24 protein-coding genes are annotated in these 22,118 nt (G+C 70.8%); 11 read left to right on the forward strand and 13 right to left on the reverse strand.

Annotated features, from left to right (window positions below; translation table 11 throughout):
• The first annotated feature begins 179 nt into the window (after positions 1-179).
• The 5 genes from cydC to ACTWPW_RS56275 all read left to right on the forward strand — a co-directional run bounded on the left by cydC (position 180) and on the right by ACTWPW_RS56275 (position 4,494).
• Complete coding sequence (cydC, locus tag ACTWPW_RS56255; protein WP_443173865.1) at positions 180-1,865, forward strand: thiol reductant ABC exporter subunit CydC; 1,686 nt, start codon at positions 180-182, stop codon at positions 1,863-1,865.
• Between the two features lie 83 nt (positions 1,866-1,948).
• Positions 1,949-2,563 carry a hypothetical protein gene (locus ACTWPW_RS56260; RefSeq protein WP_375116551.1) on the forward strand — a complete coding sequence of 205 codons (615 nt, stop codon included), beginning with the start codon at positions 1,949-1,951 and terminating at the stop codon, positions 2,561-2,563.
• The gene (locus ACTWPW_RS56265; RefSeq protein ID WP_375116552.1) at positions 2,560-2,883 is read left to right on the forward strand and encodes a winged helix-turn-helix domain-containing protein; all 324 of its coding nucleotides are present in this window, start codon (positions 2,560-2,562) and stop codon (positions 2,881-2,883) included. The genes ACTWPW_RS56260 and ACTWPW_RS56265 overlap by 4 nt, the downstream gene beginning before the upstream one ends.
• Entirely contained in the window at positions 2,880-3,884 is a 1,005-nt protein-coding gene (locus tag ACTWPW_RS56270; protein WP_375116553.1) for an ABC transporter ATP-binding protein, read from the forward strand. Before ACTWPW_RS56265 ends, ACTWPW_RS56270 begins: the two co-directional genes overlap by 4 nt.
• Positions 3,808-4,494, forward strand: coding sequence for an ABC transporter permease (locus tag ACTWPW_RS56275; RefSeq protein ID WP_375116579.1), 687 nt, complete (start codon positions 3,808-3,810; stop codon positions 4,492-4,494). The genes ACTWPW_RS56270 and ACTWPW_RS56275 overlap by 77 nt, the downstream gene beginning before the upstream one ends.
• 89 nt (positions 4,495-4,583) lie before the next feature.
• Here the strand turns inward: ACTWPW_RS56275 and ACTWPW_RS56280 are convergent, their stop codons facing one another.
• Both ACTWPW_RS56280 and ACTWPW_RS56285 read right to left on the reverse strand, forming a co-directional pair.
• Positions 4,584-5,099: a S1C family serine protease gene (locus tag ACTWPW_RS56280; protein WP_443173876.1), complete on the reverse strand. Its 516-nt coding sequence runs from the start codon at positions 5,097-5,099 to the stop codon at positions 4,584-4,586.
• Entirely contained in the window at positions 4,985-5,818 is an 834-nt protein-coding gene (locus tag ACTWPW_RS56285; RefSeq protein WP_443173866.1) for a S1C family serine protease, read from the reverse strand. Before ACTWPW_RS56285 ends, ACTWPW_RS56280 begins: the two co-directional genes overlap by 115 nt.
• 173 nt (positions 5,819-5,991) lie before the next feature.
• Here ACTWPW_RS56285 and ACTWPW_RS56290 point away from each other — a divergent pair, with 173 nt between their 5' ends.
• Positions 5,992-6,432: a hypothetical protein gene (locus ACTWPW_RS56290; protein ID WP_443173867.1), complete on the forward strand. Its 441-nt coding sequence runs from the start codon at positions 5,992-5,994 to the stop codon at positions 6,430-6,432.
• Between the two features lie 85 nt (positions 6,433-6,517).
• On the opposite strand, the gene ACTWPW_RS56295 is transcribed toward ACTWPW_RS56290, so the two are convergent.
• Together ACTWPW_RS56295 and ACTWPW_RS56300 are read right to left on the reverse strand one after the other, a co-directional pair.
• Positions 6,518-6,742: a hypothetical protein gene (locus tag ACTWPW_RS56295; protein ID WP_443173868.1), complete on the reverse strand. Its 225-nt coding sequence runs from the start codon at positions 6,740-6,742 to the stop codon at positions 6,518-6,520.
• Between the two features lie 288 nt (positions 6,743-7,030).
• A complete protein-coding gene (locus ACTWPW_RS56300) occupies positions 7,031-7,162 on the reverse strand; it encodes a hypothetical protein (protein WP_443173869.1) in 132 nt (43 codons plus the stop codon).
• Positions 7,163-7,267: 105 nt separating this feature from the next.
• Here ACTWPW_RS56300 and ACTWPW_RS56305 point away from each other — a divergent pair, with 105 nt between their 5' ends.
• Complete coding sequence (locus ACTWPW_RS56305) at positions 7,268-7,894, forward strand: hypothetical protein (RefSeq protein ID WP_443173870.1); 627 nt, start codon at positions 7,268-7,270, stop codon at positions 7,892-7,894.
• Positions 7,895-8,141: 247 nt separating this feature from the next.
• Here ACTWPW_RS56305 and ACTWPW_RS56310 read toward each other — a convergent pair whose 3' ends face one another.
• The 7 genes from ACTWPW_RS56310 to lon form a co-directional block, all read right to left on the reverse strand.
• Positions 8,142-9,677 (reverse strand): AMP-binding protein, encoded by a 1,536-nt coding sequence (locus tag ACTWPW_RS56310; protein ID WP_443173871.1) that lies wholly within the window; start codon positions 9,675-9,677, stop codon positions 8,142-8,144.
• A 101-nt stretch (positions 9,678-9,778) separates the two neighbouring features.
• On the reverse strand, positions 9,779-10,354 hold the full coding sequence (locus tag ACTWPW_RS56315; protein ID WP_375116556.1) for a hypothetical protein: 576 nt from the start codon (positions 10,352-10,354) through the stop codon (positions 9,779-9,781).
• Between the two features lie 147 nt (positions 10,355-10,501).
• Positions 10,502-11,335: a MetQ/NlpA family ABC transporter substrate-binding protein gene (locus ACTWPW_RS56320; RefSeq protein WP_375116557.1), complete on the reverse strand. Its 834-nt coding sequence runs from the start codon at positions 11,333-11,335 to the stop codon at positions 10,502-10,504.
• A gap of 9 nt (positions 11,336-11,344) precedes the next feature.
• Positions 11,345-12,001 carry a methionine ABC transporter permease gene (locus tag ACTWPW_RS56325; protein WP_364112164.1) on the reverse strand — a complete coding sequence of 219 codons (657 nt, stop codon included), beginning with the start codon at positions 11,999-12,001 and terminating at the stop codon, positions 11,345-11,347.
• The gene (locus tag ACTWPW_RS56330; protein WP_375116558.1) at positions 11,998-12,960 is read right to left on the reverse strand and encodes a methionine ABC transporter ATP-binding protein; all 963 of its coding nucleotides are present in this window, start codon (positions 12,958-12,960) and stop codon (positions 11,998-12,000) included. Before ACTWPW_RS56330 ends, ACTWPW_RS56325 begins: the two co-directional genes overlap by 4 nt.
• 364 nt (positions 12,961-13,324) lie before the next feature.
• Entirely contained in the window at positions 13,325-13,537 is a 213-nt protein-coding gene (locus ACTWPW_RS56335; protein ID WP_443173872.1) for a hypothetical protein, read from the reverse strand.
• A 39-nt stretch (positions 13,538-13,576) separates the two neighbouring features.
• Complete coding sequence (lon, locus tag ACTWPW_RS56340; protein ID WP_375116559.1) at positions 13,577-15,940, reverse strand: endopeptidase La; 2,364 nt, start codon at positions 15,938-15,940, stop codon at positions 13,577-13,579.
• A 175-nt stretch (positions 15,941-16,115) separates the two neighbouring features.
• Here lon and ACTWPW_RS56345 point away from each other — a divergent pair, with 175 nt between their 5' ends.
• Both ACTWPW_RS56345 and ACTWPW_RS56350 read left to right on the forward strand, forming a co-directional pair.
• A complete protein-coding gene (locus tag ACTWPW_RS56345; RefSeq protein WP_443173873.1) occupies positions 16,116-17,663 on the forward strand; it encodes a sensor histidine kinase in 1,548 nt (515 codons plus the stop codon).
• A complete protein-coding gene (locus ACTWPW_RS56350; RefSeq protein WP_364112154.1) occupies positions 17,660-18,316 on the forward strand; it encodes a response regulator transcription factor in 657 nt (218 codons plus the stop codon). The genes ACTWPW_RS56345 and ACTWPW_RS56350 overlap by 4 nt, the downstream gene beginning before the upstream one ends.
• Before the next feature lie 132 nt (positions 18,317-18,448).
• On the opposite strand, the gene ACTWPW_RS56355 is transcribed toward ACTWPW_RS56350, so the two are convergent.
• Entirely contained in the window at positions 18,449-19,297 is an 849-nt protein-coding gene (locus ACTWPW_RS56355; protein WP_375116561.1) for a hypothetical protein, read from the reverse strand.
• A complete protein-coding gene (locus ACTWPW_RS56360) occupies positions 19,294-19,671 on the reverse strand; it encodes a hypothetical protein (RefSeq protein WP_443173874.1) in 378 nt (125 codons plus the stop codon). The genes ACTWPW_RS56355 and ACTWPW_RS56360 overlap by 4 nt, the downstream gene beginning before the upstream one ends.
• Before the next feature lie 114 nt (positions 19,672-19,785).
• On the opposite strand from ACTWPW_RS56360, the gene ACTWPW_RS56365 reads away from it, so the two are divergent.
• Together ACTWPW_RS56365 and ACTWPW_RS56370 are read left to right on the forward strand one after the other, a co-directional pair.
• Positions 19,786-21,147 carry a phenylacetate--CoA ligase family protein gene (locus tag ACTWPW_RS56365; RefSeq protein WP_375116563.1) on the forward strand — a complete coding sequence of 454 codons (1,362 nt, stop codon included), beginning with the start codon at positions 19,786-19,788 and terminating at the stop codon, positions 21,145-21,147.
• 156 nt (positions 21,148-21,303) lie between these two features.
• Positions 21,304-22,118: hypothetical protein (locus ACTWPW_RS56370; RefSeq protein WP_443173875.1), on the forward strand; the 815-nt coding region annotated here is incomplete at its 3' end.

Raw genomic sequence — 22,118 nt, forward strand, 5'->3', positions numbered from 1 at the left:
CACGACGGCCCAGCGCACTACGGCCCGGCGCACGGCGTGCTCGCGCACGATGGCCCGGCGCCCGCGGCAGACGCTGCGGGTGCGGCGCGTACGGCGGGGGGTGTCGATCCGCCTCCGGGCGCCGGAGGCGGTCGGAGGGGGCAGGAGCGGGCTGAGGCGAGGCGTGAGGGGAGCGGGCGGTGAACCGGCGTATGGGCACGCGGCTCGGCTGGGCCGTGCTGGCGGGGGCGGCGGCCGACCTGGCCGGGCTGGGGCTGATCGCCGCCGCGGCCTGGCTGATCACGCGGGCCGCCGAGCAGCCGCCCCTGGCCGCCCTCAGCGTGGCGATCGTGGCCACCAGGGCGTTCGCCACCGGCAAGGGCGTCTTCCGGTACGCCGAGCGCCTCACCGGCCACGACGTCGCCCTGCGCGCCCAGGCCGGCACCCGGGAGCGGCTCTACCAGGCCCTGATCCCGCCCCAGCAGCCCCGCCACGGCGGCGCCGACCTGCTGAGCCGCATGGTGGACGACACCGAGGCCGTACAGGACCTGCTCGTCCGCTGCCTCCTGCCGGCCGCCGCGGCGGCGATCGCGGGGCTGGCCGCCGTCGTGATCGGGCTGACGATCCTGCCGGTGGCGGCGCTGGTGCTGGTGGCGGGGCTGGTGGTGGCCGGGGTGCTGCTGCCCGCCGGTACGGCCGCCGCGGCCCGCCGCTGGTCGGCCAGGATCGCCCCCGCGCGGGCGGCGCTGGCGGGCCGGGTGGCCGACCTGGTGCACGGCTCCGCTGACCTGGCCGCGTACGGCGCCGACGGCGAGGCCCTGAGCAAGGCCCTGTCGGCCGACGAGTCGCTGGCCGCGCTGGAGCGCCGCCAGGCCCGCGTGCACGCGGCCGCGCTGGCCGGCGGCACCCTCGTGCAGGGGCTGACCGTGGCGGCCGTCGTCCTGCTCGCCCAGGCGGCGGGGGCTGATTCGGTGGGCACGGCCGTGCTCGCGCTGACCTCGCTGGTCGCCTTCGAGCCGGTGCTGCCGCTGGCGGCGGCGGGCGAGCGGATGGCGGGCATCATGGCCGCGCTGGGGCGGCTGCGCGAGGTGCGCTCGGCCACCCCGGCGGTCACCGAGCCCGCCGCGCCCGCGCCCCGCCCCGAGGCCCCGCTGACCGTCGAGATCGACGACCTCGTGGTCCGCCACGCCACCTCCGACGCCGCCCGCCCCGCCCTGGACGGCGTGTCGCTGCGGCTCACCCCCGGCAAGCGGGTCGCGATCGTCGGTCCCAGCGGGGCCGGCAAGAGCACCCTGCTGGCGGCGCTCATGCGCCTGGTCGAGCCCGAGTCCGGCGGCATCAGGGTCAACGGCGCCGACCTGCGGGACCTGTCCGGCGACGACGTGCGCACGCTGATGACCGGCCTGACCCAGGACCCCTACATCTTCCGCGCCAGCCTCCGCGACAACCTGCGCCTGGCCGGCCCCGCCGCCGACGACGAGACGCTGCGGCGGGCCGTGCGCGACGCCAGGCTCGACGAGTGGGTCGAGCGGACCGGGTGGGACGCCGAGCTGGGCGAGGACGGCAGGACCGTGTCCGGCGGCCAGTTGCAGCGGCTGGCGCTGGCCAGGGCGCTCCTGTACGACCCGCCGGTGCTCCTGCTCGACGAGCCCGCCGAGGCGCTCGACGAGGAGACGGCCGACCGGTTGATGAGCGACCTGCTCGACGTGACCAGGGACCGCACGACGCTGCTCGTCACGCACCGCCTCAAGGGGCTGGAGCTGGTCGACGAGGTGGTCGTGCTGGAGGAGGGCCGGGTCGTCCAGCGGGGACGGCACGACGAGCTCGTCTCCGTGCCCGGCTACTACCGCGACCTGTGGGAGTCCGAGGTCCTCACCCGGCGGTAACCCTCCCGGCCCCGCCCCGGCATTGAGTTGACGACGCCATCAGGTTTACGATGCAAACCAGTTTGTCATTTCGAGGAGTTTGCATGGTGGACGAAGAGCGCAGTCCCGAGGAGACGCTCCGCATCATCGACGAGCAGAGCGTGGCCACGGTCAAACGCCTCTACGGCGATCCGCTGCTGCTCTACGTCCCATGGGGCGCCGCCTGGCTGCTCGGCTTCGGCGCGCTGTTCCTGCACTACGGGCTGTACGGGCAGTCCTACGCGCCCATCACGCAGATGCAGGCCGTGGCCGTGCTGATGGGCGCCCAGCTCGTCGCGGGGGCGGTGGCCGCGTACGGGATCGTGCGGATGAACATGCTGGTCCGCGGCGACTCGGCCGCCAGGGGCATGATGTACGGCTACGCGTGGTTCGCCGGGATGCTGCTCATGGTGGTCATCGCCCTCCGGATGGGCTCGCTGCTGCCGGACCATGAGAGCGGCCTGCTCTGGGGAGGCACCGCGCTCATGGTGGTGGCCGTCCTCTACATGGCCGGCGGCGCGGTCTGGCTCAACTGGCCGATGTTCTTCGTCGGCGCCTGGACCGCCGGCGTCAACGCGCTGGGCGTGCTGCTCGGCGCCGGCTGGCACGCGCTCCTGACGGCCGTGCTGCTGGGCGGCGGTTTCGTGGTCGCGGGGCTGTGGCTGAGGCGCTGCCTGTGACGGCGGACAAGGCGCTGCCCGAGCTCGACCCGGTGATCCACGCGCAGGCGCGGCTGCGCGTGATCGCCTCGCTCAACGTCCTCGGCGACGGGGACGAGATGGCCTTCAACTCGATGAAGGAGCTGCTGGGCATGACCGCCGGGAACCTGTCGGTGCACCTGACCAAGCTGGAAGAGGCCGGATACGTCCGGATCACCAAGACCCACAAGGGCCGCACCCCCGTCACCTACGTGGCGCTCACCAAGCGCGGCCGGCTGGCCTTCGAGGACTACACCAAGGCGATCCGCGCCCTGCTCGACAACGCCGGAGGCATGGGATGACGGTCCTCGCCCGGGCGATCGAGGCCACCCGCCGCTACGGCGGCGTGCTGGCGCTCGACCGCGTCTCGCTCGACATCCGGGCCGGCGAGCTGGTCGGCCTGCTCGGGCCCAACGGCGCGGGCAAGTCCACCCTGATCAACCTGTTCGTGGGGCTGCGCCGGCCGACCTCCGGCACCGTGGAGCTGTTCGGCGGCTCGCCCCAGGACCCGGTCGCGCGGCGCGGGATCGGCATGACGCCGCAGGAGACGGGGCTGCCCGAGACGCTGCGCGTCGGGGAGGTCGTCGACTTCGTGTCGGCGCACTTCCCCGACAGGGCGGACAGGGGCGAGCTGCTGGCCCGCTTCGGGCTGGACGATCTGGCCGGCCGGCAGGTCGGCGGGCTGTCCGGCGGGCAGAAGCGGCGGCTGGCCGTGGCGCTGGCGTTCGCGGGCAGGCCGCGGCTGGTGTTCCTCGACGAACCCACGACCGGCCTGGACGTCGAGGCGCGCCGCTCGCTGTGGGCGGGCATCAGGTCGTTCCACGAGGACGGCGGCACGGTGCTGCTGACCAGCCACTACCTGGAGGAGATCGAGGCGCTGGCCGAGCGGGTGGTGGTGGTCGGCCAGGGCCGCGTGCTGGCCGACGACACGGTGCGCGCCGTACGCGACCTCGTGGGCGTGCGCCGCGTCTCGCTGGTCGCCGCGGAGCTGCCCGAGCTGCCCGGCGTGATCGGCACGGAGCGCCACGACGGCCGGGTCGACCTGGTGACCACCGACCCCGACCGGCTGGTCGTCGAGCTCGTACGGAGCGGCACGCCGTTCTCCGGCCTGGAGGTCAGGCCGACCACCCTGGAGGAGGCCTTCCTCGCCCTCACCTCGAAGGAGACAGAGCATGTCGAGCCTGGTCGCCGCGCACACCCGTTATCTCCTGCTGGAACAGCTCAGGGTGCCGATCGGCCTGCTGGCCGGGGCGCTGTTCCCGGCCATCTCCATGGTGGCGTTCGTGGTGCCGCTGGCGGGTGACGATCCCCGGCCGGCCACCATGGCGACGGGCTCGCTGATGTTCTTCGGCGCGATGGCCGGGGCGCTCATCGGGCTGAGCATCACCGTGGCCCAAGACCGCGAGCAGCCGTGGAACCCGTACCTGCGCACGCTCCCCGCCGGCCCGCTCCCCCGCTTCACCGGCCGGATCCTGGCCACGCTCGCCGTCACACTGGTGTCGGTGGTGCCGGTGCTACTGGTCGCGGTGTTCCTCACCGAGGCGACGACCACGCCGGTGCGGCTGCTGCTGGGGCTGGGCGTGCTGGTCGTGGGGGTCATCCCGTTCATGCTGATGGCCCTGTTCATCGGCTTCGTGATGACGGCCAAGGGCGCGATCGCGATGTCGCAGGCCCTGTTCTTCCCGATGGCCATCGTGGGCGGGCTGTTGCTGCCCCCGGCGATGCTGCCGGACTTCATCGCGGTCGTCTCGCCGTACGTGCCGACCAGAGGCGTGGCGGAGCTGCTGTGGGCGATCACCGCGGGCACCACGCCGGACCCGGTGGCGCTGGTGGCGCTGGCCGTGTGGACCGTGGCCGCGGCGGCAGGGGCCGCCTGGGCCTATCGCCGCGACGAGGGCCGGCGCTTCTCCTGACCCTCCCGACCGGATGGGTCTGGATTGGGGGGGTGTGCCGCCGAGTCCGCAGCGATCTCGACGGCACACCCGTCCATGAGGGGGTCCTGTTATTTGTTCTCCGCGAGAGTGACGGTGACCTCGCTGGTCGCGCCGTCCCTCATATATGTGATCTTGACCTGTTGCCCTGGTTTGAAACCTCTGACCTGCCCGACAACCGTATCGCCTCCGTCAACCGCCTTGTCGCCGATTCTTGTGATCAGGTCGCCCTGCTGCAGCCCGGCCTTCTCGGCGGGGCTCCCGTCGGTGACCTGCCTGACGAGGGCGCCCGGGACGTCGCCCGTCGCGTCGGTGACGCTCACGCCGAGGAAGGCGTGGCTGACCTTGCCGCTGCTGATGAGCTGCTCGGAGACCTGCTTGGCGGTGTTGACCGGGATGGCGAAGCCGACGCCGCCGCCCGCGGCCTCCGAGGCGATCGCGGTGTTGATGCCGATGAGCTCGCCCGCGGCGTTCACCAGCGCACCACCGGAGTTGCCCGGGTTGATCGAGGCGTCGGTCTGAATCGCGCCGCCGATCGTGGTGGGGGCGGCCTGGCTCTGCTGCTCCTGGCCCCAGCCGGGCGGGATCTGCTGACGTGGTCGTTGCCGAGGTTGAGCGTGCGGTCGAGGGCGCTGACGATGCCCGCCGTGACGGATCCGTCGAGGCCGAGCGGGCTGCCGATGGCGAGCACGGCGTCGCCGACCTTGAGCTGGTCGCTGTCGCCGAGCGTGGCCTTGGTCAGCCCGGAGACATCCTCCGCCCTGATGACGGCGAGGTCGGTGGCGGGGTCGGTGCCGACGACGGTGGCCTTGGCGGTCTTGCCGTCGCTGAACTTGACGGTCATCTGCCCGCCCTGCCCCGCGCCCACTGCCACGTGGTTGTTGGTGAGGATGAGCCCGTCCTCCGACAGCACCACGCCGGAGCCCTCTCCCGTCTGCCCCTGGATCATCACGACGGAGGGCTGCACCTTCGCCGCCACCTCGGCGACCGTGAGCTGCGCCGAAGCCGACTTGAAGACGGGGCTGGGGGCGCCGGTGTTACTGCCGGCGACCGTCTCGGGCTGGAACGAGGTGGCGACGACGGCCCCCACGGCTCCGCCGCCGACCGCCATGGCGGCCAGGGCGAGCCCGGCGATGGCCTTCTGACCCACGGTGAAGCGCTGCTTCTTGGGCGGCGCGGGAGGCGGAGGCGGAGGCACCTCCATGGCGATCGTGTCCCGCCGGGGAAAGCCCCCGGCGGCCGGCGGGGTGGCGCCGAACTGGCTCCACCCGCCGGTGCCCTGCTCGCGAGGCTCGTTCGCGTTCATCTGTCATCTCCTCAAATCCCGATGATTCAAGGGTGTCAAGAGTCGCGTAAGAGCTGGTTAAGCCGGTGATCTGTACTGTCTGAGACGACTCACACACGGCTTATTACTGCTGGTCGGAGGACTGTCACCACTGCCGTATCCTCTTAAAAGATCTTCGAATGGTTTAGACATGGGTGATCACCCGTTCATCGGCCCGGCAAAGCTTGAGCGAAATGCCGCCATCCCCGCCCGCCATCCTGGCCGGCGTCCCGCTGGCCGGCCTCATCGTCACGTGGAAGCTCACGCTCCGGTCGGCCAGGAAGGCGGACAGCACCATCACGATGTACCCGGCGTCGCCGGGTACATCGTCGCCTACCCCGAAGAGCATGGCGAGCCGGGGCGACGCGGAGACAGTGGGCCGTGCGTTGGTACAGGCGCTGCATCGGCTTCTGATGCAGCGGCCGGAGATCAGGCGCGCCGGCGGGCAGCGTCGGCGATCCACAGCGCTGCCGTGGGAGATCGCCGGTCACGGCTATCGCACTCAGCGGGATGAACGCGGCGATCAGGAGATTCGCCCATCCGCTGATACGGCCAGGGCGGTGTTTGTCAGCTGGGGAAACCATGCCGGCGGATGACCGATGATCACGGTGTGGGTGCCTAGGGCGACGTTCAGGACAGCCGCGATAGCAGTGCGTCGGTAAAGGGAGCGCGGGCGGCCTGCTACGGGAGCAGGGGCGGGAGTACACCCCACGCGCGCAGCGACGCCACCACCAGCGTCGCCGTCACGCCCACCACGACCACGGCAGTGCGCACGTTCCTGTGCAGGCGAACCATCTTGCGCACCTCACGCAGTTGCTGCTCCCGGACCCGCTGAGCGCGTAACTGGGCGATCTGGTGGCGGCTCGTCACCTTCAACCGGCTTCGGTCGATCTCCTGCCGCTTCATGACCTGATTCTGCCCAAAAGGCGCACGCCGTGCCTACGAACGGAGCGCCGGCGACCCAGCTCGACCCGCTCGGTCCCATCGTCATCGGAGCCCGGGAGATCTACGACCAATTCCTGCCTACCGACCGCGTGGACGGCATCCGCGGCGAGGTCGCCCAGGCGCGGCGAGCAGCAGAAGGACCTCAACGACCACGAGGCCCGCATTCGCGCCCTGGAGCGCAGCCGGTGGCCGCTCCCATCGCTGGCCGCCGTCATCTCCGTCGTGTTGGTGATCTTGGCCGTCATCTCGTTAATCGCCGCCAGGGGAGGGTGACATGCCCTGGTTGACCAGGCCGGCCACCGTCGCCAGGCGGACCGGCTTCCCCGTCATCGAGGTGACCTCGTGGAAGACGAGAGGGCAGGGTGGCAGCTCGATCGGCATCGAGGCTGAGAATGACGGACGGCAGGCGTGGCCCGTCGTGCAAGTGCTCGCCACCACCGCCTGTGCCCGAAACTCTGCCGCGGGTGTGGGCTCCCCACGTCGCGGGTGAAGGCGCACCGCGAGGTCGACACCGGCAAGCCGGACCCGTACAGCATCGACATGACCGACTTTCGGATGGCCGTCACCCGCGTCCTGGCCGATCGCGCCTCCACACTCCCGAACTGGACGGCGGAGCTCTTCGACAAGCTGCCCACGTTACAGCCGGGTGCCGAGCACCTGCATGTGAAGACGAGGCGTGACCTGCTGCGGGCGCGAGGCTATGAGCCGGCCGACATGTGGTCCACCACGTACGGCAAGGACGCCGCCGACCTGGAGGACCTGACCGCCAAGGTCAACGCTTCGAGACCGCCCACAAGCTCACCGGCGCGGCGTGTGGGGCGAGAGCCGCTGGATGGCTGCCCTCGCCTAGACGCGGCCCCGAATAAGCAACCCCGTCCCCAACCAGAGCGCTGCCTGGACGGCCGCTACCTTGGCGTACCAATCCCACGGAATCGGGTCATCGCCAACCGCCAAGGAGAACACGACTCCGACGATGAGCAGGCACACCCCCGAAACCACACCGCTGGTGGTCAACGTAGCGACAGGGCGAACACTGACCTGCTGCCCGTACCAGTTCACGGCCGATCTGAAGCGTGTCACGCCGGAGATCGTCTCATGCTGATCCGGCCCTAGGAAGGGCAACTCTCGGGCCCATCGTCCCAGCCTTCATGGCTGAGCTTTCATGCCCCGAGCCCCATGGAGCTTCCGTGTTCAAGAAGATCACCTCCTCGCCCTGGTCCTCTCAGGAGGCAGCCCCGCCGCGGCGCGCTCATGCGATCATGGTTTCGGGAGCGTCAGGGCGACGGCCCGTTCGCCCAGCAGAGGGAAGAGCATGGACGCCACGGCGTCTGGGAATATCGGTCGGACACGATGCGGCGTTCTACTTTTCCGCGGGCCAGTACTCGTCCCGCAGCAGCCGCTTGTAGAGCTTGCCTGTCGGATGGCGGGGGAGCTCCGGCCGGAAGTCCACCGACCTGGGGCACTTGTAGTGGGCCAGGTGCTCCCGGCAGTACGCGATCAGCTCCGCCTCCAGCCCCGGTCCCGCCTCGTCCATGGACACCGGCTCGACCACGGCCTTGACCTGCTCCCCCATCTCCTCGTCCGGCACCCCGAACACCGCCACGTCGGCCACCTTGGGGTGCACCGACAGCACGTTCTCGGCCTCCTGCGGGTAGATGTTCACCCCGCCGGAGATGATCATGTACGAGCGGCGGTCGGTGAGGTAGAGGAAGCCCTCCTCGTCCAGGTAGCCGATGTCCCCCAGCGTGGTCCAGCCCCGCCCGAGCGGGTCCTGGGAGGAGCGGGTCTTGGCGGGGTCGCCGTGGTACTCGAAGCGGCCGCCGTTCTCGAAGTAGATCGTGCCGTGCTCGCCCGGCGGCAGGTCGTTGCCGTCCTCGTCGCAGATGTGCACGACGCCGAGCAGCGAGCGGCCGACCGTGCCCTTGTGCTGGAGCCAGTCCTGGGGGCCGACGTAGAGGAAGCCGTTGCCCTCGGTGCCCGCGTAGTACTCGTGGATGATCGGGCCCCACCAGCCGATCATCTGCTCCTTGACGGGGACGGGGCAGGGGGCGGCGGCGTGGATGGCGTACTGGAGGGTGGAAAGATCGTATTTTGTCCGGGTTTCTTCGGGCAGCTTGAGCATCTTGATGAACATCGTGGGGACGAGCTGCGAGTGCGTCACCTTGTACCGCTCCACCAGCGCCAGGTACTGCTCCGGGTCGAAGCGCTCCATCACCACGACCGTGGCCCCCAGCCGCTGGAACGTCAGGCTGTAGCGCAGCGGCGCGGCGTGGTAGAGCGGCGCGGGCGACAGGTAGACGCTGTCCTCCGACGGCGCGAACAGGCCCTTGATGAGCTGCAGCAGCATGCCGGGCTCGTCGAGCGGGCCGTGCGTGGAGGTCAGCTTGACGCCCTTGGGCCGGCCCGTGGTGCCCGAGGAGTAGAGCATGTCCATGCCCGTGCACTCGTCCTCGATCGGGGTGACCGGCTGCTTGGCCACCGCCTCCTCGTACGACTCGAAGCCCTCGGCCACGCCGTCCAGCATGAGCCGCAGCTCGACGTCCGGCGTGGTGGCGGTGATGGAGGTGGCGACGCCGGCCAGGTCCGCGCCCGAGAGGAACACCCGGGCGCCGCAGTTGTTCACGATGTAGGCCAGCTCGTCGGTCTGCAGCCGTGAGCTGATCGGCGTGTAGTACAGGCCCGAGCGGTGCGCCGCCCAGGCGACGGCCAGGAAGAGGGGGTGGTTGGCGAGCATGAAGGCGATGTGGTCACCCGGCCGCAGCCCGGCGGCGCGGAACAGGTGGGCCAGCCGGTTCGACTCCTCGTCCAGCTCGCGGTAGGTGACGACCTGCCCGGAGCCCGCCATGATCACAGCGGGCTTGTCTGGGGTGACTGCTGCGATGGCTCCCGGATACATGACCAGAACACTATTCGGTTGATCGCCCGCCGCGCCAGAACCCGTTTCCCGGCACGCCGAGAGCCGCGGCCTCGCCGTTGAGACCGCGGCTCAATGGGCGGTCAGGCCGCCGCGTGGTAGACGTCCTTCCAGCCGGAGTGGTAGCCGGTCGGGCGGTGCCGGTCGCCCCTGCTCACGTCCACGTAGATGTGGGCGGCGTTCTTACCGGAGAAGGAGAAGTGCGCCGAGTGCTTCCCGCAGAAGGAGAAGCTCTTGAAGTACGAGGAGCCGTCCTTGTTCACGACCTTGAACGTCTCCCACGCGCACTTCTTCTTGCCCCACCACTTGTCATTGGTGAGCGTGCTGTGAACGGTGTAGAAGTGGTTGAACCGCCACTCCCACGTCCACTTCTTGACCTTCTTGACGACCCACTTGCAGTGGCGCTCGCCCTTGTGATCCTTCTTGCAGACCCACTTCTTGACCGGCTCCCACTTCCAGGACCAGTGCTTGAAGCGCTTCTTCTCGACGGCCACATGCCCGTCGGCCTTGGCCTTGTGGTCGCCGGAGAAATAGGGTCCCCAGTCGACGACATAGGCGGATGTGGCGGTTGTTGCGGAAGTGGTCGTCGCGTTCGCGGCGACCGGAGCGCCTATCGCCACCAATGCGGCGGCCGTGACACCCAGCATGATTCGTGACACGAATCGCACTTCGGGGCCTCCTCGGGAGAGGTTGTGCTGACCCCGTCTTGGTACGCCCGCCGCATTGCGCGCCGCTTTCAATTCACTTGACGCCATAAAAGGATCGACAAGGCGATATTCCCGATCTTTTCCCTGGCGTACTCGAAATCATTCCGCGGGGATGACCGAGCCCTCGTACTTCTGCTCGATGAAGTCCTTGACCTTCTGGTCCTGAAGGAGCTTGCCGAGGGTCACGATGTTCGCGTCCTTCTCGTGGCCGGCCGGGACGACGAGGCCGTTGACGTACGGGTTGCCCGCGGTCTTCTCCAGCACCAGGGCCTGCGTGGCGGGCTTGAGCCCGGCCTCGATGGCGTAGTTGCCGTTGATCACCGCGGCGTCGACGTCCTCCAGCGAGCGCGGGAGCTGCGCCGCCTCCAGCGGCTTGAACTGCAGGTTCTTCGGGTTCCCGGTCACGTCGCGCTCGGTGGCGGCGGTGCCGGCGCCGTCCTTGAGCGTGATCACGCCGTTGTCGGCGAGCAGCTTGAGCGCGCGGCCCAGGTTCGTGGCGTCGTTCGGCAGGGCCACGGTCGCGCCACTGGCCAGCGCCGAGACGTTCGTGATCTTCTTGGAGTACAGGCCCAGCGGCTCCAGGTGGACCGGCGCGACGAAGCTCAGCTTGGTGCCCTTGGTGGCGTTGAAGTCGTCGAGGTACGGCTTGTGCTGGAAGAAGTTGGCCGTGAGCTGGCCCTCCTCGAGCTGCACGTTGGGCTGGACGTAGTCGGTGAACTCCACGATCTCCAGCTTCAGCCCGGCGGCCGGGGCCAGGTTCTGCTTGACGAAGTTCAGGATCTCGGCGTGCGGCACGGGGCTGGCGCCGATCTTCAGCACGGTGTCGGCCGACTCGGCGGTCTTGGTGCCCGCCTCCGTCGCCGACTGCGACGTACCGCATGCGGCGAGCGACAGAGCCAGCGCGACGGCACCCACAAGGCGGTGAATTTTCATGATTTTTCCTTACTTATGCGATAGGCGCCGAGCGACCCAGTCGCCCAGGCTCTGCAGGAGTTGCACGATGACGAGGAGCAGCACGACCGTCACGATCATGAGCAGCGTCTCGAAGCGCTGGTAGCCGTACCGGACGGCGAGGTCGCCCAGACCGCCGCCGCCGAGCGTGCCGGCCATGGCGGAGTAGCCGATGAGCGCGACCACGGTCACGGTGAGGCCCGCCACCAGGCCGGGCAGCGCCTCGGGCAGCAGCACCTTGCGCACGATCGTGGTCCGGCTCGCGCCCATGGCCTGGGCCGCCTGCACCACGTCCGCGCCGACCTCGCGCAGCGCCGTCTCGACCAGCCGGGCGAAGAACGGCACCGCGCCCACGGTCAGCGGCACCACGAACGCGGCGGTCCCGATGGTGGTCCCGACCACCAGCCTGGTGAACGGGATGATCGCGATCATCAGCACGATGAACGGCAGCGACCGCCCGACGTTGACCACGAACCCGAGCGCCGACTTGAACGCCGGCGCCGGCCGCAGCCCGCCCCGGTCGAACGCCACGAGCGCCACGCCCAGCGGCAGCCCGAGCAGCGCGGTGAACAGCGTGGACCAGCCGACCATCTGCGCCGTCTCCAGCGTGGCGGGCCACAGCAGCGGCAGCATCTCTTCCCAGGTCACGCGGCCTCCCCAGCCACTTCGACGATCAGTCCGGAGTCCCGCAGGTACGCCAGCGCGGCGGTCGAGTCGGCGCCGTCGAGCGCGACCCGCAGGCGGCCGACCGAGCCCCCGGCCAGCTCCTCGATGGAGCCGCCCAGGATGCTGAGGTCCACGTCGAACTTCCTGACCACCTCCGACACCACCGGCTGCCGGGGGTCGCCAGTGAACGTGAGCGTCACGGAACCGGCCGGCGCGGGCTCGGGCAGCGGGAAGATCTCCCTCGTCAGGCGGGATCCGGGGGTCCTGATGAGGTCGGCGATGACGCCCGACTCCTCGATGCGGCCGCGGGACATGATGGCGACCGAGTCGCAGACGCTCTTGACGACGTTCATCTCGTGGGTGATGAGCAGGATCGTCAGGCCGAGCTCGGCGTTGAGGCGCTTGAGCAGCGCGAGGATCGACTGCGTGGTGGCCGGGTCGAGCGCCGAGGTGGCCTCGTCGGACAGCAGCACGGCCGGGTTGCCGGCCAGCGCCCTGGCGATGCCGACGCGCTGCTTCTGGCCGCCGGAGAGCTGGTGGGGACGATCCTTGCCGCGCCCGTCCAGGCCGACCAGTTCGAGCAGCTCGGCGACGCGGCGCTCGCGCTCGGCCCTGGGCACGCCCATGACCTCCAGGGGGAAGGCGACGTTCCCGGCGACCGTGCGGGAGGAGAGCAGGGCGAAGTGCTGGTGGATCATGCCGATGCGCTGGCGGGCGCGGTTCAACTCGCCGCTGCCGAGTGCCGTCAGGTCCTGGCCCGCGACGGTGACGGTGCCCGCGGTGGGGCGTTCGAGCAGGTTGACGCAGCGCAGGAGCGTGCTCTTGCCGGCGCCGCTCTGACCGAGCACGCCGTAGATCTCGCCTTCGCGCACGTGCAGATCGACGCCGTCGAGGGCGACGGTGGTGCCGTACTGCTTGCGCAGGCCTGAAGCCTGGATCACGGAAAATCCCCACGACTGAGCGCGGCCGCCAGCGGGGCCGCGGGAACGTACATCACCGGAAGAGAGGGCTCGGGGTCAGCGGGTGCCCGGGTGGAACGGCAGGTGGCTCAGCCTGCGCAGCACGAAACCAGGTGTGATCATGACGACCTTCGAGGAGAACGGGCGGACGGAGTGCTCTAACGGGCCGGCATTCGCCCCATACGCATGCAGCGACACGCCGCGTCCCTGGGGGCGCCGCGGTCGGTCACGTATGCCTCGTTCACGCCGTTGCTAACGACGTGGTGAGATCCCTGTATTCCCCGTCTGTTTCGTGATGCGCGTCACGCTCCGCCACAGGTCGGCCTGGCGGCCCCGCCTTCTGCCGTCAGGAGGCCGTCCCGGCGGCGGCCCTGGTGGCGGCCCTGGCGAGCTCCCGCAAACCGCGCAGGACGCACAGAACGGGCGGCGGCGGTGCAGGGGGTGGTTGCGTGCAGGCGGTCCCGGCGGTCCCGGCGGTGCCGGCGGTCTCAGCGGTGCGAGGCGCCGGCTCGGCGGCGGTCCCGGCGGTGCGGGTGGACAGGCGACTGCCCCGCCGCACCCCGGGAGGCCGGGTGCGGCGGGGCAGTGGCCCTGCGGGTCAGGCCGCCACGGTGGAGGAGGCGACCTGAGCCGGGGCGAGGGCGATGTCCAGGACCTCGCGCACGTCGCTGACCGGGTGGATGGTCAGCTCCTTGCGCACCTCCTCGGGCACGTCGTCCAGGTCCGGCTCGTTGCGGGCCGGGATGAGGACGGTGGTGATGCCCGCCCGGTGCGCGGCCAGCAGCTTCTGCTTGACGCCGCCGATCGGCAGCACCCGCCCGGTCAGCGAGATCTCGCCGGTCATGGCCACGTCACCGCGGACCAGCCGCCCGGACAGCAGCGAGGCCAGCGCCGTCGTCAGCGTCACACCGGCCGACGGCCCGTCCTTCGGCACGGCGCCCGCCGGGAAGTGCACGTGCACCGAGCGGTCCTTCAGCGCGGTGACCGGCAGCTCCAGCTCCGCGCCGTGCGAGCGCAGGTAGGACAGCGCGATCCGGGCCGACTCCTTCATCACGTCGCCGAGCTGGCCGGTGAGCGTGAGCCCCGTCTCGCCCGTCTCCGGGTCGGCCAGCGACGCCTCCACGTAGAGCACGTCGCCACCCGCCCCGGTGACCGCCAGGCCGGTGGCCACGCCCGGCACCGAGGTGCGCTGCTTGGCCTCGGGCAGCGACGACTCCGGCACGAACCTGGGCCGCCCGATGTAGTCGACCAGGTCGTCCTCCCGCACGGTGACGGGCAGCTCGTCCCTGGCCGTGACCTTGCGCAGGATCCTGGCGACCGAGCGCTCCAGCGAGCGGACGCCGGCCTCACGGGTGTATTCGGCGGCCAGCCTGCGCAGCGCCGCGTCCTCGACCGTGACCTCCTCGGCGGTCAGCCCGGCCAGCTCCAGCTGCCGGGGCAGCAGGTGGTCGCGGGCGATCGCGACCTTCTCGTCCTCGGTGTAGCCGTCGAGGGTGACGACCTCCATCCGGTCGAGCAGCGGCCCGGGGATGGCCTCCAGGACGTTGGCCGTGGCCAGGAACAGCACGTCGGACAGGTCGAGCTCGACCTCGAGGTAGTGGTCGCGGAACGTGTGGTTCTGTGCCGGGTCGAGCACCTCCAGCAGGGCGGCCGTGGGGTCGCCGCGGTAGTCGGCGCCGACCTTGTCGACCTCGTCGAGCAGGACGACCGGGTTCATCGAGCCGGCCTCGCGGATGGCGCGCACGACGCGGCCGGGCAGCGCGCCGACGTAGGTGCGCCGGTGGCCGCGGATCTCGGCCTCGTCGCGGACGCCGCCGAGCGCGACGCGTACGAACTTGCGGCCCATCGCGCGGGCCACGGACTCGCCCAGCGAGGTCTTGCCGACTCCGGGAGGGCCGGCCAGGGCCAGCACGGCGCCGCTGCGGCGGCCGCCCACCACGCCGAGCCCCTTCTCCTGGCGGCGCTTGCGCACGGCCAGGTGCTCGATGATGCGGTCCTTGACGTCGTCGAGGCCGGTGTGGTCGGCGTCGAGCACGGCCCTGGCGCCGGTGATGTCGTAGTTGTCCTCGGTGCGCTCGTTCCACGGGATGTCGAGCACGGTGTCGAGCCAGGTGCGGATCCAGCCGGTCTCAGGGGACTGGTCGGGGGTCCGCTCCAGCTTGTCGACCTCCTTGAGTGCGGCCTCGCGCACCTTCTCCGGCAGGTCGGCGGCCTCCACCCGGGCCCGGTAGTCCTCTTCCTCGGTCTCCGTGGAGTCGCCGTTGAGCTCCTTAAGCTCCTTGCGCACGGCGGCGAGCTGCTGGCGCAGCAGGAACTCGCGCTGCTGCTTCTCCATGCCCTCCTGGACGTCCTTGCGGATCGTCTCGGCGACGTCGAGCTCGGCGAGGTGCTCGCGGGACCACTCGATCAGCTTGGCCAGCCGCTCGGCCGGGTCGGCGGCCTCGAGCAGCTCGACCTTCTGCGCCGTGGTCAGCCACGGGGTGTAGCCGGAGCTGTCGGCCAGCACCGAGGGGTCGTCGATCTGGTTGACCTGGTCGACCACCTGCCAGGCGCCGCGCTTCTGCAGGATGGTGGTGGCCAGCGCCTTGTATTCCTTGGCCAGCTCATGGGCGCGCTCGCCGGCCGCGACGGTGTCGATCGTGTCGGCCTCGACCCACAGCGCGGCGCCCGGTCCGGTCGTGCCGGTGCCCACGCGCACGCGGTTCACGCCACGCACCACTGCCGCCGGCTCACCGCCCGGGAGCCTCCCGACCTGCTCGATCACGGCCTGGACACCGATCGCGCCGTAACGACCGTCAATCCGGGGAACGAGGAGGACCCGTGGCTTGTTGCCACCGGATGCACGGGCCGCCTCTATGGCAGCGCGCACCTCGGAGTCGGACAGGTCCAGCGGAACCACCATGCCCGGCAGGACGACCTCGTCGTCCAGCGGCAGGACCGGGAGGATCAAGCTCTCACTCATGCGAACTCCAAAGGGTTGAGTTATACCGGCTCAACTCATCGGAGCCTGGTGCTGTTCCCTTCATTGCTGATGTTCGCTCAGGGCGATCGTAATCATGTAAGCGATACCTGAGGGTGAGGAAGAATCAAACCTGGGTGTGACGCCTTCCGCCTGGGCGGCTCCTAAGCTTGACCGGGTGATTCTCGTCCGGCGCGTGCGCGAACTCGGCCAGGCGCTCGCGCACGGCCGCCTGCGAAGCGCGGGAAGGGACGATCGTGGCGATCGGGCCGGCGACCGGCCTGACGCGGGCGGTCCTGGCGACGGGACCGGCGACCGTCCCGACACTGGGGGTCGTGGTGATGGGGGCGGAGACCGTCCCGACACCGGGGGTCGTGGCGATGGGGGCGGGGAACGGCCGGAGCAGGGCGGGCGGGTGCGGCAGGCGGCGACGGCGGTCGTGCGGCCGTTCGGGCTGGCGTTGTTCCAGGGGGACGCCGATCCTCCGGCCGCCACGCCCCGCCTGACCTATCCGGTGCCGCGCCCGCTCGGCATCCTGGTCCCGTTCCGGACCTACAACCTGGTCCAGGCCGCCGATCTCGTCCTGGCGATCGTCCTCTACGGGCTCACCCTCTCCATGGTGCTCGACTGGAACGCCGGGGCCGCCCGTACGCTCGCGCTCCACGGGAACGCGCCCGGGCCGGTGTCCGAGCTCTTCGCCTACCTGACGGCGATCGGCGTCTCCCTCCCCATGGCGCTGCGCCACCGGTGGCCGCTGGCCGCCTGGCGGGTGGCGATCGCCGGGATGCCGGTCGTCGTGTGGGTCGACATCACGCTGGTCCAGAGCGATCCGCCCTATCCCGTGTCGGCGATCCTCACCTACCTGATGGTGCTCTATTCCGTCGCCGTCCGCTGCGAGCGGCGGATCTCCGTGGGTGTCTGGGTGATCACGGTGCTCGCCGCCTGGATGATCCATCCCAACTCGATGCCGCTCATCGCCGTCATCGTGTCTGTCGCGGTGCTGTTCGGCTACAACGTCCGCGTCCGGCGCACCGCCACGGCGAAGCTGGTGAAGGAGGAGCAGCGCACCCGGCAGGCCGAGAGCGCGCAGGCCGTGCTGGAGGAGCGGGCCCGCATCGCGCGGGAGCTGCACGACGTGGTCGCGCACCACATGTCGGTGATCGCGATCCAGGCGGAGGCGGTGCCGCTCAAGGCGGCGGGCGATCCCGCGCAGCTGGAGGCGGGGCTGGCCGAGATCCGGGGGCTGTCGCTGGAGGCCATCGCGGAGCTGCGTCAGGTGCTCGGCGTCCTGCGCGACCAGGATGGCCGTACCGACACCGCGCCACAGCCGGGGCTCGACCGGGTGGAGGAGCTGATCGCCAACGCACGTGCGGCCGGTCTGGCCGTGCTGGTCAAGCGGAGCGGCACGCTCGACGGGCTGCCGCCGGCCGTGGAGCTGTCGGCGTACCGGATCGTGCAGGAGTCGCTGTCCAACGCGATGCGGCACGCGCCCGGCGCCACGGTGGCGGTGGACGTCGCCCGCAAGGGCGGCGAGCTGCGGCTGCGCATCACCAACGGACCGGGCACCGCCCCAGGGGAGAGGGCCGGGCGCGGGGCGGGGCAGGGGCTGGTGGGCATGCGGGAACGGGCGGCGTTGCTCGGTGGCACGCTCGACGCCGGGCCCCTTGCCAGCGGAGGGTTCGAGGTACGCGCGACGTTGCCGATCGCGGAGAGGGAGAGCGCTTGATACGGGTTCTGATCGCCGATGACCAGGGGATGGTGCGCACGGGGTTCACCGTGTTCCTGAGCGGCCAGCCGGACATCGAGGTCGTCGGAGAGGCGGCCGACGGGCGGGAGGCCGTGGAGCGGGCCGCCGAGCTGCGCCCGGACGTGGTGCTCATGGACGTGCGGATGCCGGTCATGAACGGCCTGGAGGCGACCAGGGAGCTGCTGGCGCGCCAGGATTCGACGAGGGTGCTCATCCTGACGACGTTCGACCTCGACGACTACGTCTACGAGGCGTTGCGGGCGGGGGCGAGCGGGTTCCTGCTCAAGGACGCGTCGGCGGCGCAGCTCGCCGAGGCCGTACGCGTGGTCGCCGCCGGGGAGGCGCTCATCGCCCCGGCGATCACGAAACGGCTGATCACGGAGTTCGCCCGGCTCGGCACGCCCCGGCCGGCGACCGGGAGGCGGGTGGAGGAGCTGACCGAGCGGGAGACCGAGGTGCTCACGCTGGTCGCCCAGGCGCTGTCCAACCAGGAGATCGCCGGGAAGCTGTTCGTGGCCGAGCAGACGGTCAAGACGCACGTGGGGCGGGTGCTGATGAAGCTCGGGCTGCGCGACCGGGCCCAGGCGATCGTGTTCGCGTACGAGAGCGGGCTGGTGCGGCCGGGCGAGTGAGGCGGCACGAGTGAGGCGGCACGAGTGAGGCGAAGCGGGCGACGCGCGGCCGGTGAGGCGGGGCGGGCGAGCTCGGCCGAGTAAGGGTAGGCGGGTGAGTAAGGGTGGGCGGGCGAGCTCGGGCGGTGACGGCTATCCGGAGCGGAAGCCGGGCAGCAGTTCGATGCGGATAGCCTCGTTCTCGCTCACCAGGATGGTCCGCCCATAGCCGGTCCGCCACTGCTCGTACGTCATGGCGGGCACCAGGTAGTGCTTGGCCTCGCGGCTGAGCAGCAGGCGCAGGCCGTCGTAGCGGTAGCGGTACGCCCCCTCGGGCAGGTCGGTCCTGGTGACGCCCACGGCGCTCAGCGCGAGCTGGTCCTTGGCGAAGATCGAGACCTGGGTGCGGCGGGGCAGGCCGGCGGCGAATTCGCGCGCCGCCTCCCTGCCCCGGATCTGGGCGAACAGGGCGGCGCTCCAGAGGAGGCAGAGGATGGCGACACCGGCCGCCATGATGAACGCGCTGCGTCCCAGAGGCCGGTCCCGGAAGGGGGCGACCAGCATGGGCAGGCCGAACGCGATGAGGAGCAGGATCAGGATCGTGTTGACCGAGCCGCCCCCTTGCGCCACCGCCGCCAGGATCAGCCCGGTGGCGGTCAGGCCCAGGCCGCCGCCCCCGAGCAGTTTCCGCCGCAGGGCGATGTCGCGTTGCAGGCCGATCGCGAGCCAGACGAGCGGCAGCACCGCCAGCCAGGGCAGGATGTCGGACCGGAAGATGTTCAGGCCGCGCAGGGCGTACTCGTCGAGCCGGTAGCCGATGGCGGAGGCATTGAGCTGGAACAGCTCCAGGTAGCTGTCGGTGTAGATCCAGCCGACATAGATGACGACGGTGGCGGACGAGGTGAGCAGGAAGGTGCTGAGGGCGATCGGGTCGATCTTGACGCCGGCCCGGGAGCCGTCTGGTGCCCTGCTCCCGGGCTCGCTGTCTGGGATTCCGGTCATGAATCCTCTGGTTCGGGCATCGGCTCCGGCTCCGGTTCGGGTTCTGGTTCCGGCTCTGGTTCCGGATCGGGCGTCGGAGTCTCGTACGATTCGGTGGGCTCGGCGGTGGGCAGCTCGGTGATGCCGCCCTCGGAGGTCTCCCCCGCCCGGACGCTCGGGCAGGCGGGGTCGACCGCGTCACCACCGCCCTCCGGGCACCCCGGCGCGGCCGGCCCCTGATCCTTCTTCGGCGGCGTCTGCTCCTCCTGGTCGTGCGAGGCCGTCGTCGTGTCCACGACCGGGTCGGGCGGGCCGCCCTCGCAGCCGCTCAACGCCAGCACCGCCGCTCCCAGTAAGGCCGCGCCAGCCGGGCGCAGCCGGTCAATGATCCTCATGTGGTGAGTCACCCCCGTGAATTCACAGAGTCATCACTTTCAGCGTTCGTTTCGTTACAGAGAACGATCTTATGCGCGTTCCGCTCCCCCGCCCCCTCGTCGTACAGTCGGCGGATGGACCCGGTTGAGCTCTTCCATCAGGTGGCGGCCACCGTCCCCGCCTACGGCAGGTTCCTCGCCGAGCACGGCGTGGAGCCGTCGAAGATCGTGACCCTGGCCGACTTCGCGAGCCTGCCCATGACCACCAAGGAGAACTACACCAGCCGTCACCCCCTCCCCGACCTGTGCAGGGACGGTGTGATCGGGGACATGATCGCCGTCTCGTCGGGGTCCACCGGGGTGCCGTCGTTCTGGCCGCGCTCGGTCGGCGACGAGCGGGTGATCGCCGACCGCTTCGAGGAGGTTTTCAGGGACTCCTTCGACGCCGGCGAGCGCCGCACCCTGGCCGTGGTCTGCTTCGCCCTCGGCACCTGGGTGGGTGGCCTGTTCACCGTCGGCTGCTGCCGCCACCTGGCCGAACGCGGTTACCCGATCACCGTGGTCGCCCCGGGCACCGACCGGCGGGAGATCCTGCGGGTGCTCCCCGAGCTGGCCCCGCACTTCGACCAGGTCGTGCTGCTGGGCTACCCGCCGTTCCTGAAGAACGTCATCGACACCGAGGACCTGCCCTGGGCGGACTGGAACGTCAAGCTGGTCACGGCGGGCGAGGTGTTCAGCGAGGAGTGGCGCGCGCTGGTCGCCGAGCGGGCCGGGATCGCCGACCCCGTACGCGGCATCGCCTCCCTGTACGGCACCGCCGACGCCGGCGTCCTGGGCAACGAGACCCCGCTGTCGGTCGAGCTGCGCAGGTTCCTGGCCGGCCGCCCGCGCACGGCCAGGGACCTGTTCGGCGAGTCCCGGCTGCCGACCCTCGTCCAGTACGACCCCGGGGTCCGCTTCTTCGAGGAGCACGAGGGCACGCTGCTGTTCTCGGGCGACAACGGTGTCCCGCTCATCCGCTACCACATCGCCGACGAGGGCGGCGTCATCCCGTACCGTGACCTGCTGGGCTTCGTCCGCGAGCGCGGCTTCGAGCCGCGCGCCCGGGGCCCCGAGCGCCCGTTCGTGTACGTCTTCGGCCGCAGCCACTTCACCGTGTCCTACTACGGCGCGAACGTCTACCCGGAGAACATCGCGGTCGGCCTGGAGCAGCCGGAGGTGAGCGGGGCGGTGACCGGCAAGTTCGTGGTGGAGGTGGCCGAGGACGAGCGCCGGGACCGGCACCTGACGGTGACAGTGGAGCTGATGCCCGGCGAGAAGCCGTCCGACGAGGTCGCCCAGGCGGTGGGCGCGTCCATTCACGCCCAGCTCCTGCGGCTCAACAGCGAGTTCGCGGCTTATGTCCCCAAGCAGCAGCAGATGCCGTTCATCCGGCTCCGGGAGGCCGGCGACCCCGAGTACTTCCCGCCGGGGGCCAAGCACCGTTACACCCGCTAACGGGAGTCAACGGGCTTCCGATGGGAGAAGACGGGCCGACGCTGTGCGGCTCGGACGCCCAGAGGTTTCCCTAGTGCGCTCCCTGGGGCGGGCAGGCGCGGGCGGGCCTACCGTCGAGGAGGCGGTGCCACGACGATCCACGGCAGGTGACGGCTCATGCTGGAAGACCTCGACCAGATGCTCGCCTGGCTGCTGGCGGCCCTCATCCGGCCCACGTCCGGCCTGTACGGCGAGTACGACCTGCGGCCCGGCGACCGGGACCCGGCCCCCGAAGCGCCCGCCCGGTACGGCGGCCAGGAGCGGCCGGAGCTGACGGGCACCACGCACGTCCGTGACCTGCACCGGGACCTGCGCGAGCTGGGCTTCCTGCTGGCCCCGGCGGACGCGACCACCTTCACCACGGCCACGTGGCTGGCGGTCATGGAGTTCCAGCGCTACGCCTCGCTGCCCGACTCCGCCACCGAGCGCGAGCCCGGCCGGGCGACGCTCACCGAGGGGATGGCGGCGGACTCCCCCGTGCTCAAGGCCGGGCCCCGCTCCGCGTTCCCCGCCGCCCCGCCGTTCCGGGTGCGCGTGGACGGCGAGGTCCTCGAAGTCGGCGGCGTCACCGCCGACGGGTTCGGGGTGACGCGCGGCGTGCAGGACACGGTCGCCGCCGCCCATGCCGCGGGCGCCGAAGTCGAGCTGATCCGCTGGTCGGACCGGCTCGTCCCGGTGCCCGCCCGCTTCTACGAGCGGTACGCGGAGCCGATCACCGGTGTGGTGAACCCGTGGACCCGGTTCGTGCTGCGCCGCTGGAAGCAGCGGCGGCGGCGCTGCCCGACCGTCGTGGAGGCGTGGGACCTGCGCGAAAACCAGCCGGACCGCATGCACCGGATGACCGACGGCCGGGCGGGCAACGCCGAGGTGAGCAACATCGAGGCAGGCAACGCAGGGGCGAACGACGTCGAGGTAGGAAGCGTCGAGGCGGG

The organism is Nonomuraea sp. KM90 (genome assembly GCF_052246675.1).
In the GTDB taxonomy this organism is placed as follows: domain Bacteria; phylum Actinomycetota; class Actinomycetes; order Streptosporangiales; family Streptosporangiaceae; genus Nonomuraea.

What these genes read in the sequence shown, in the direction of transcription:
- ACTWPW_RS56260 (WP_375116551.1), top strand. Translation starts at nt 1,949, where the DNA reads ATGGTGGACGAAGAGCGCAGTCCCGAGGAGACGCTCCGCATCATCGAC.
- ACTWPW_RS56270 (WP_375116553.1), top strand. Translation starts at nt 2,880, where the DNA reads ATGACGGTCCTCGCCCGGGCGATCGAGGCCACCCGCCGCTACGGCGGC.
- ACTWPW_RS56285 (WP_443173866.1), bottom strand. Translation starts at nt 5,818, where the DNA reads ATGAACGCGAACGAGCCTCGCGAGCAGGGCACCGGCGGGTGGAGCCAG.
- ACTWPW_RS56295 (WP_443173868.1), bottom strand. Translation starts at nt 6,742, where the DNA reads ATGAAGCGGCAGGAGATCGACCGAAGCCGGTTGAAGGTGACGAGCCGC.
- ACTWPW_RS56300 (WP_443173869.1), bottom strand. Translation starts at nt 7,162, where the DNA reads ATGCCGATCGAGCTGCCACCCTGCCCTCTCGTCTTCCACGAGGTCACC.
- ACTWPW_RS56310 (WP_443173871.1), bottom strand. Translation starts at nt 9,677, where the DNA reads ATGTATCCGGGAGCCATCGCAGCAGTCACCCCAGACAAGCCCGCTGTG.
- ACTWPW_RS56320 (WP_375116557.1), bottom strand. Translation starts at nt 11,335, where the DNA reads ATGAAAATTCACCGCCTTGTGGGTGCCGTCGCGCTGGCTCTGTCGCTC.
- lon (WP_375116559.1), bottom strand. Translation starts at nt 15,940, where the DNA reads ATGAGTGAGAGCTTGATCCTCCCGGTCCTGCCGCTGGACGACGAGGTC.
- ACTWPW_RS56355 (WP_375116561.1), bottom strand. Translation starts at nt 19,297, where the DNA reads ATGACCGGAATCCCAGACAGCGAGCCCGGGAGCAGGGCACCAGACGGC.
- ACTWPW_RS56360 (WP_443173874.1), bottom strand. Translation starts at nt 19,671, where the DNA reads ATGAGGATCATTGACCGGCTGCGCCCGGCTGGCGCGGCCTTACTGGGA.
- ACTWPW_RS56365 (WP_375116563.1), top strand. Translation starts at nt 19,786, where the DNA reads ATGGACCCGGTTGAGCTCTTCCATCAGGTGGCGGCCACCGTCCCCGCC.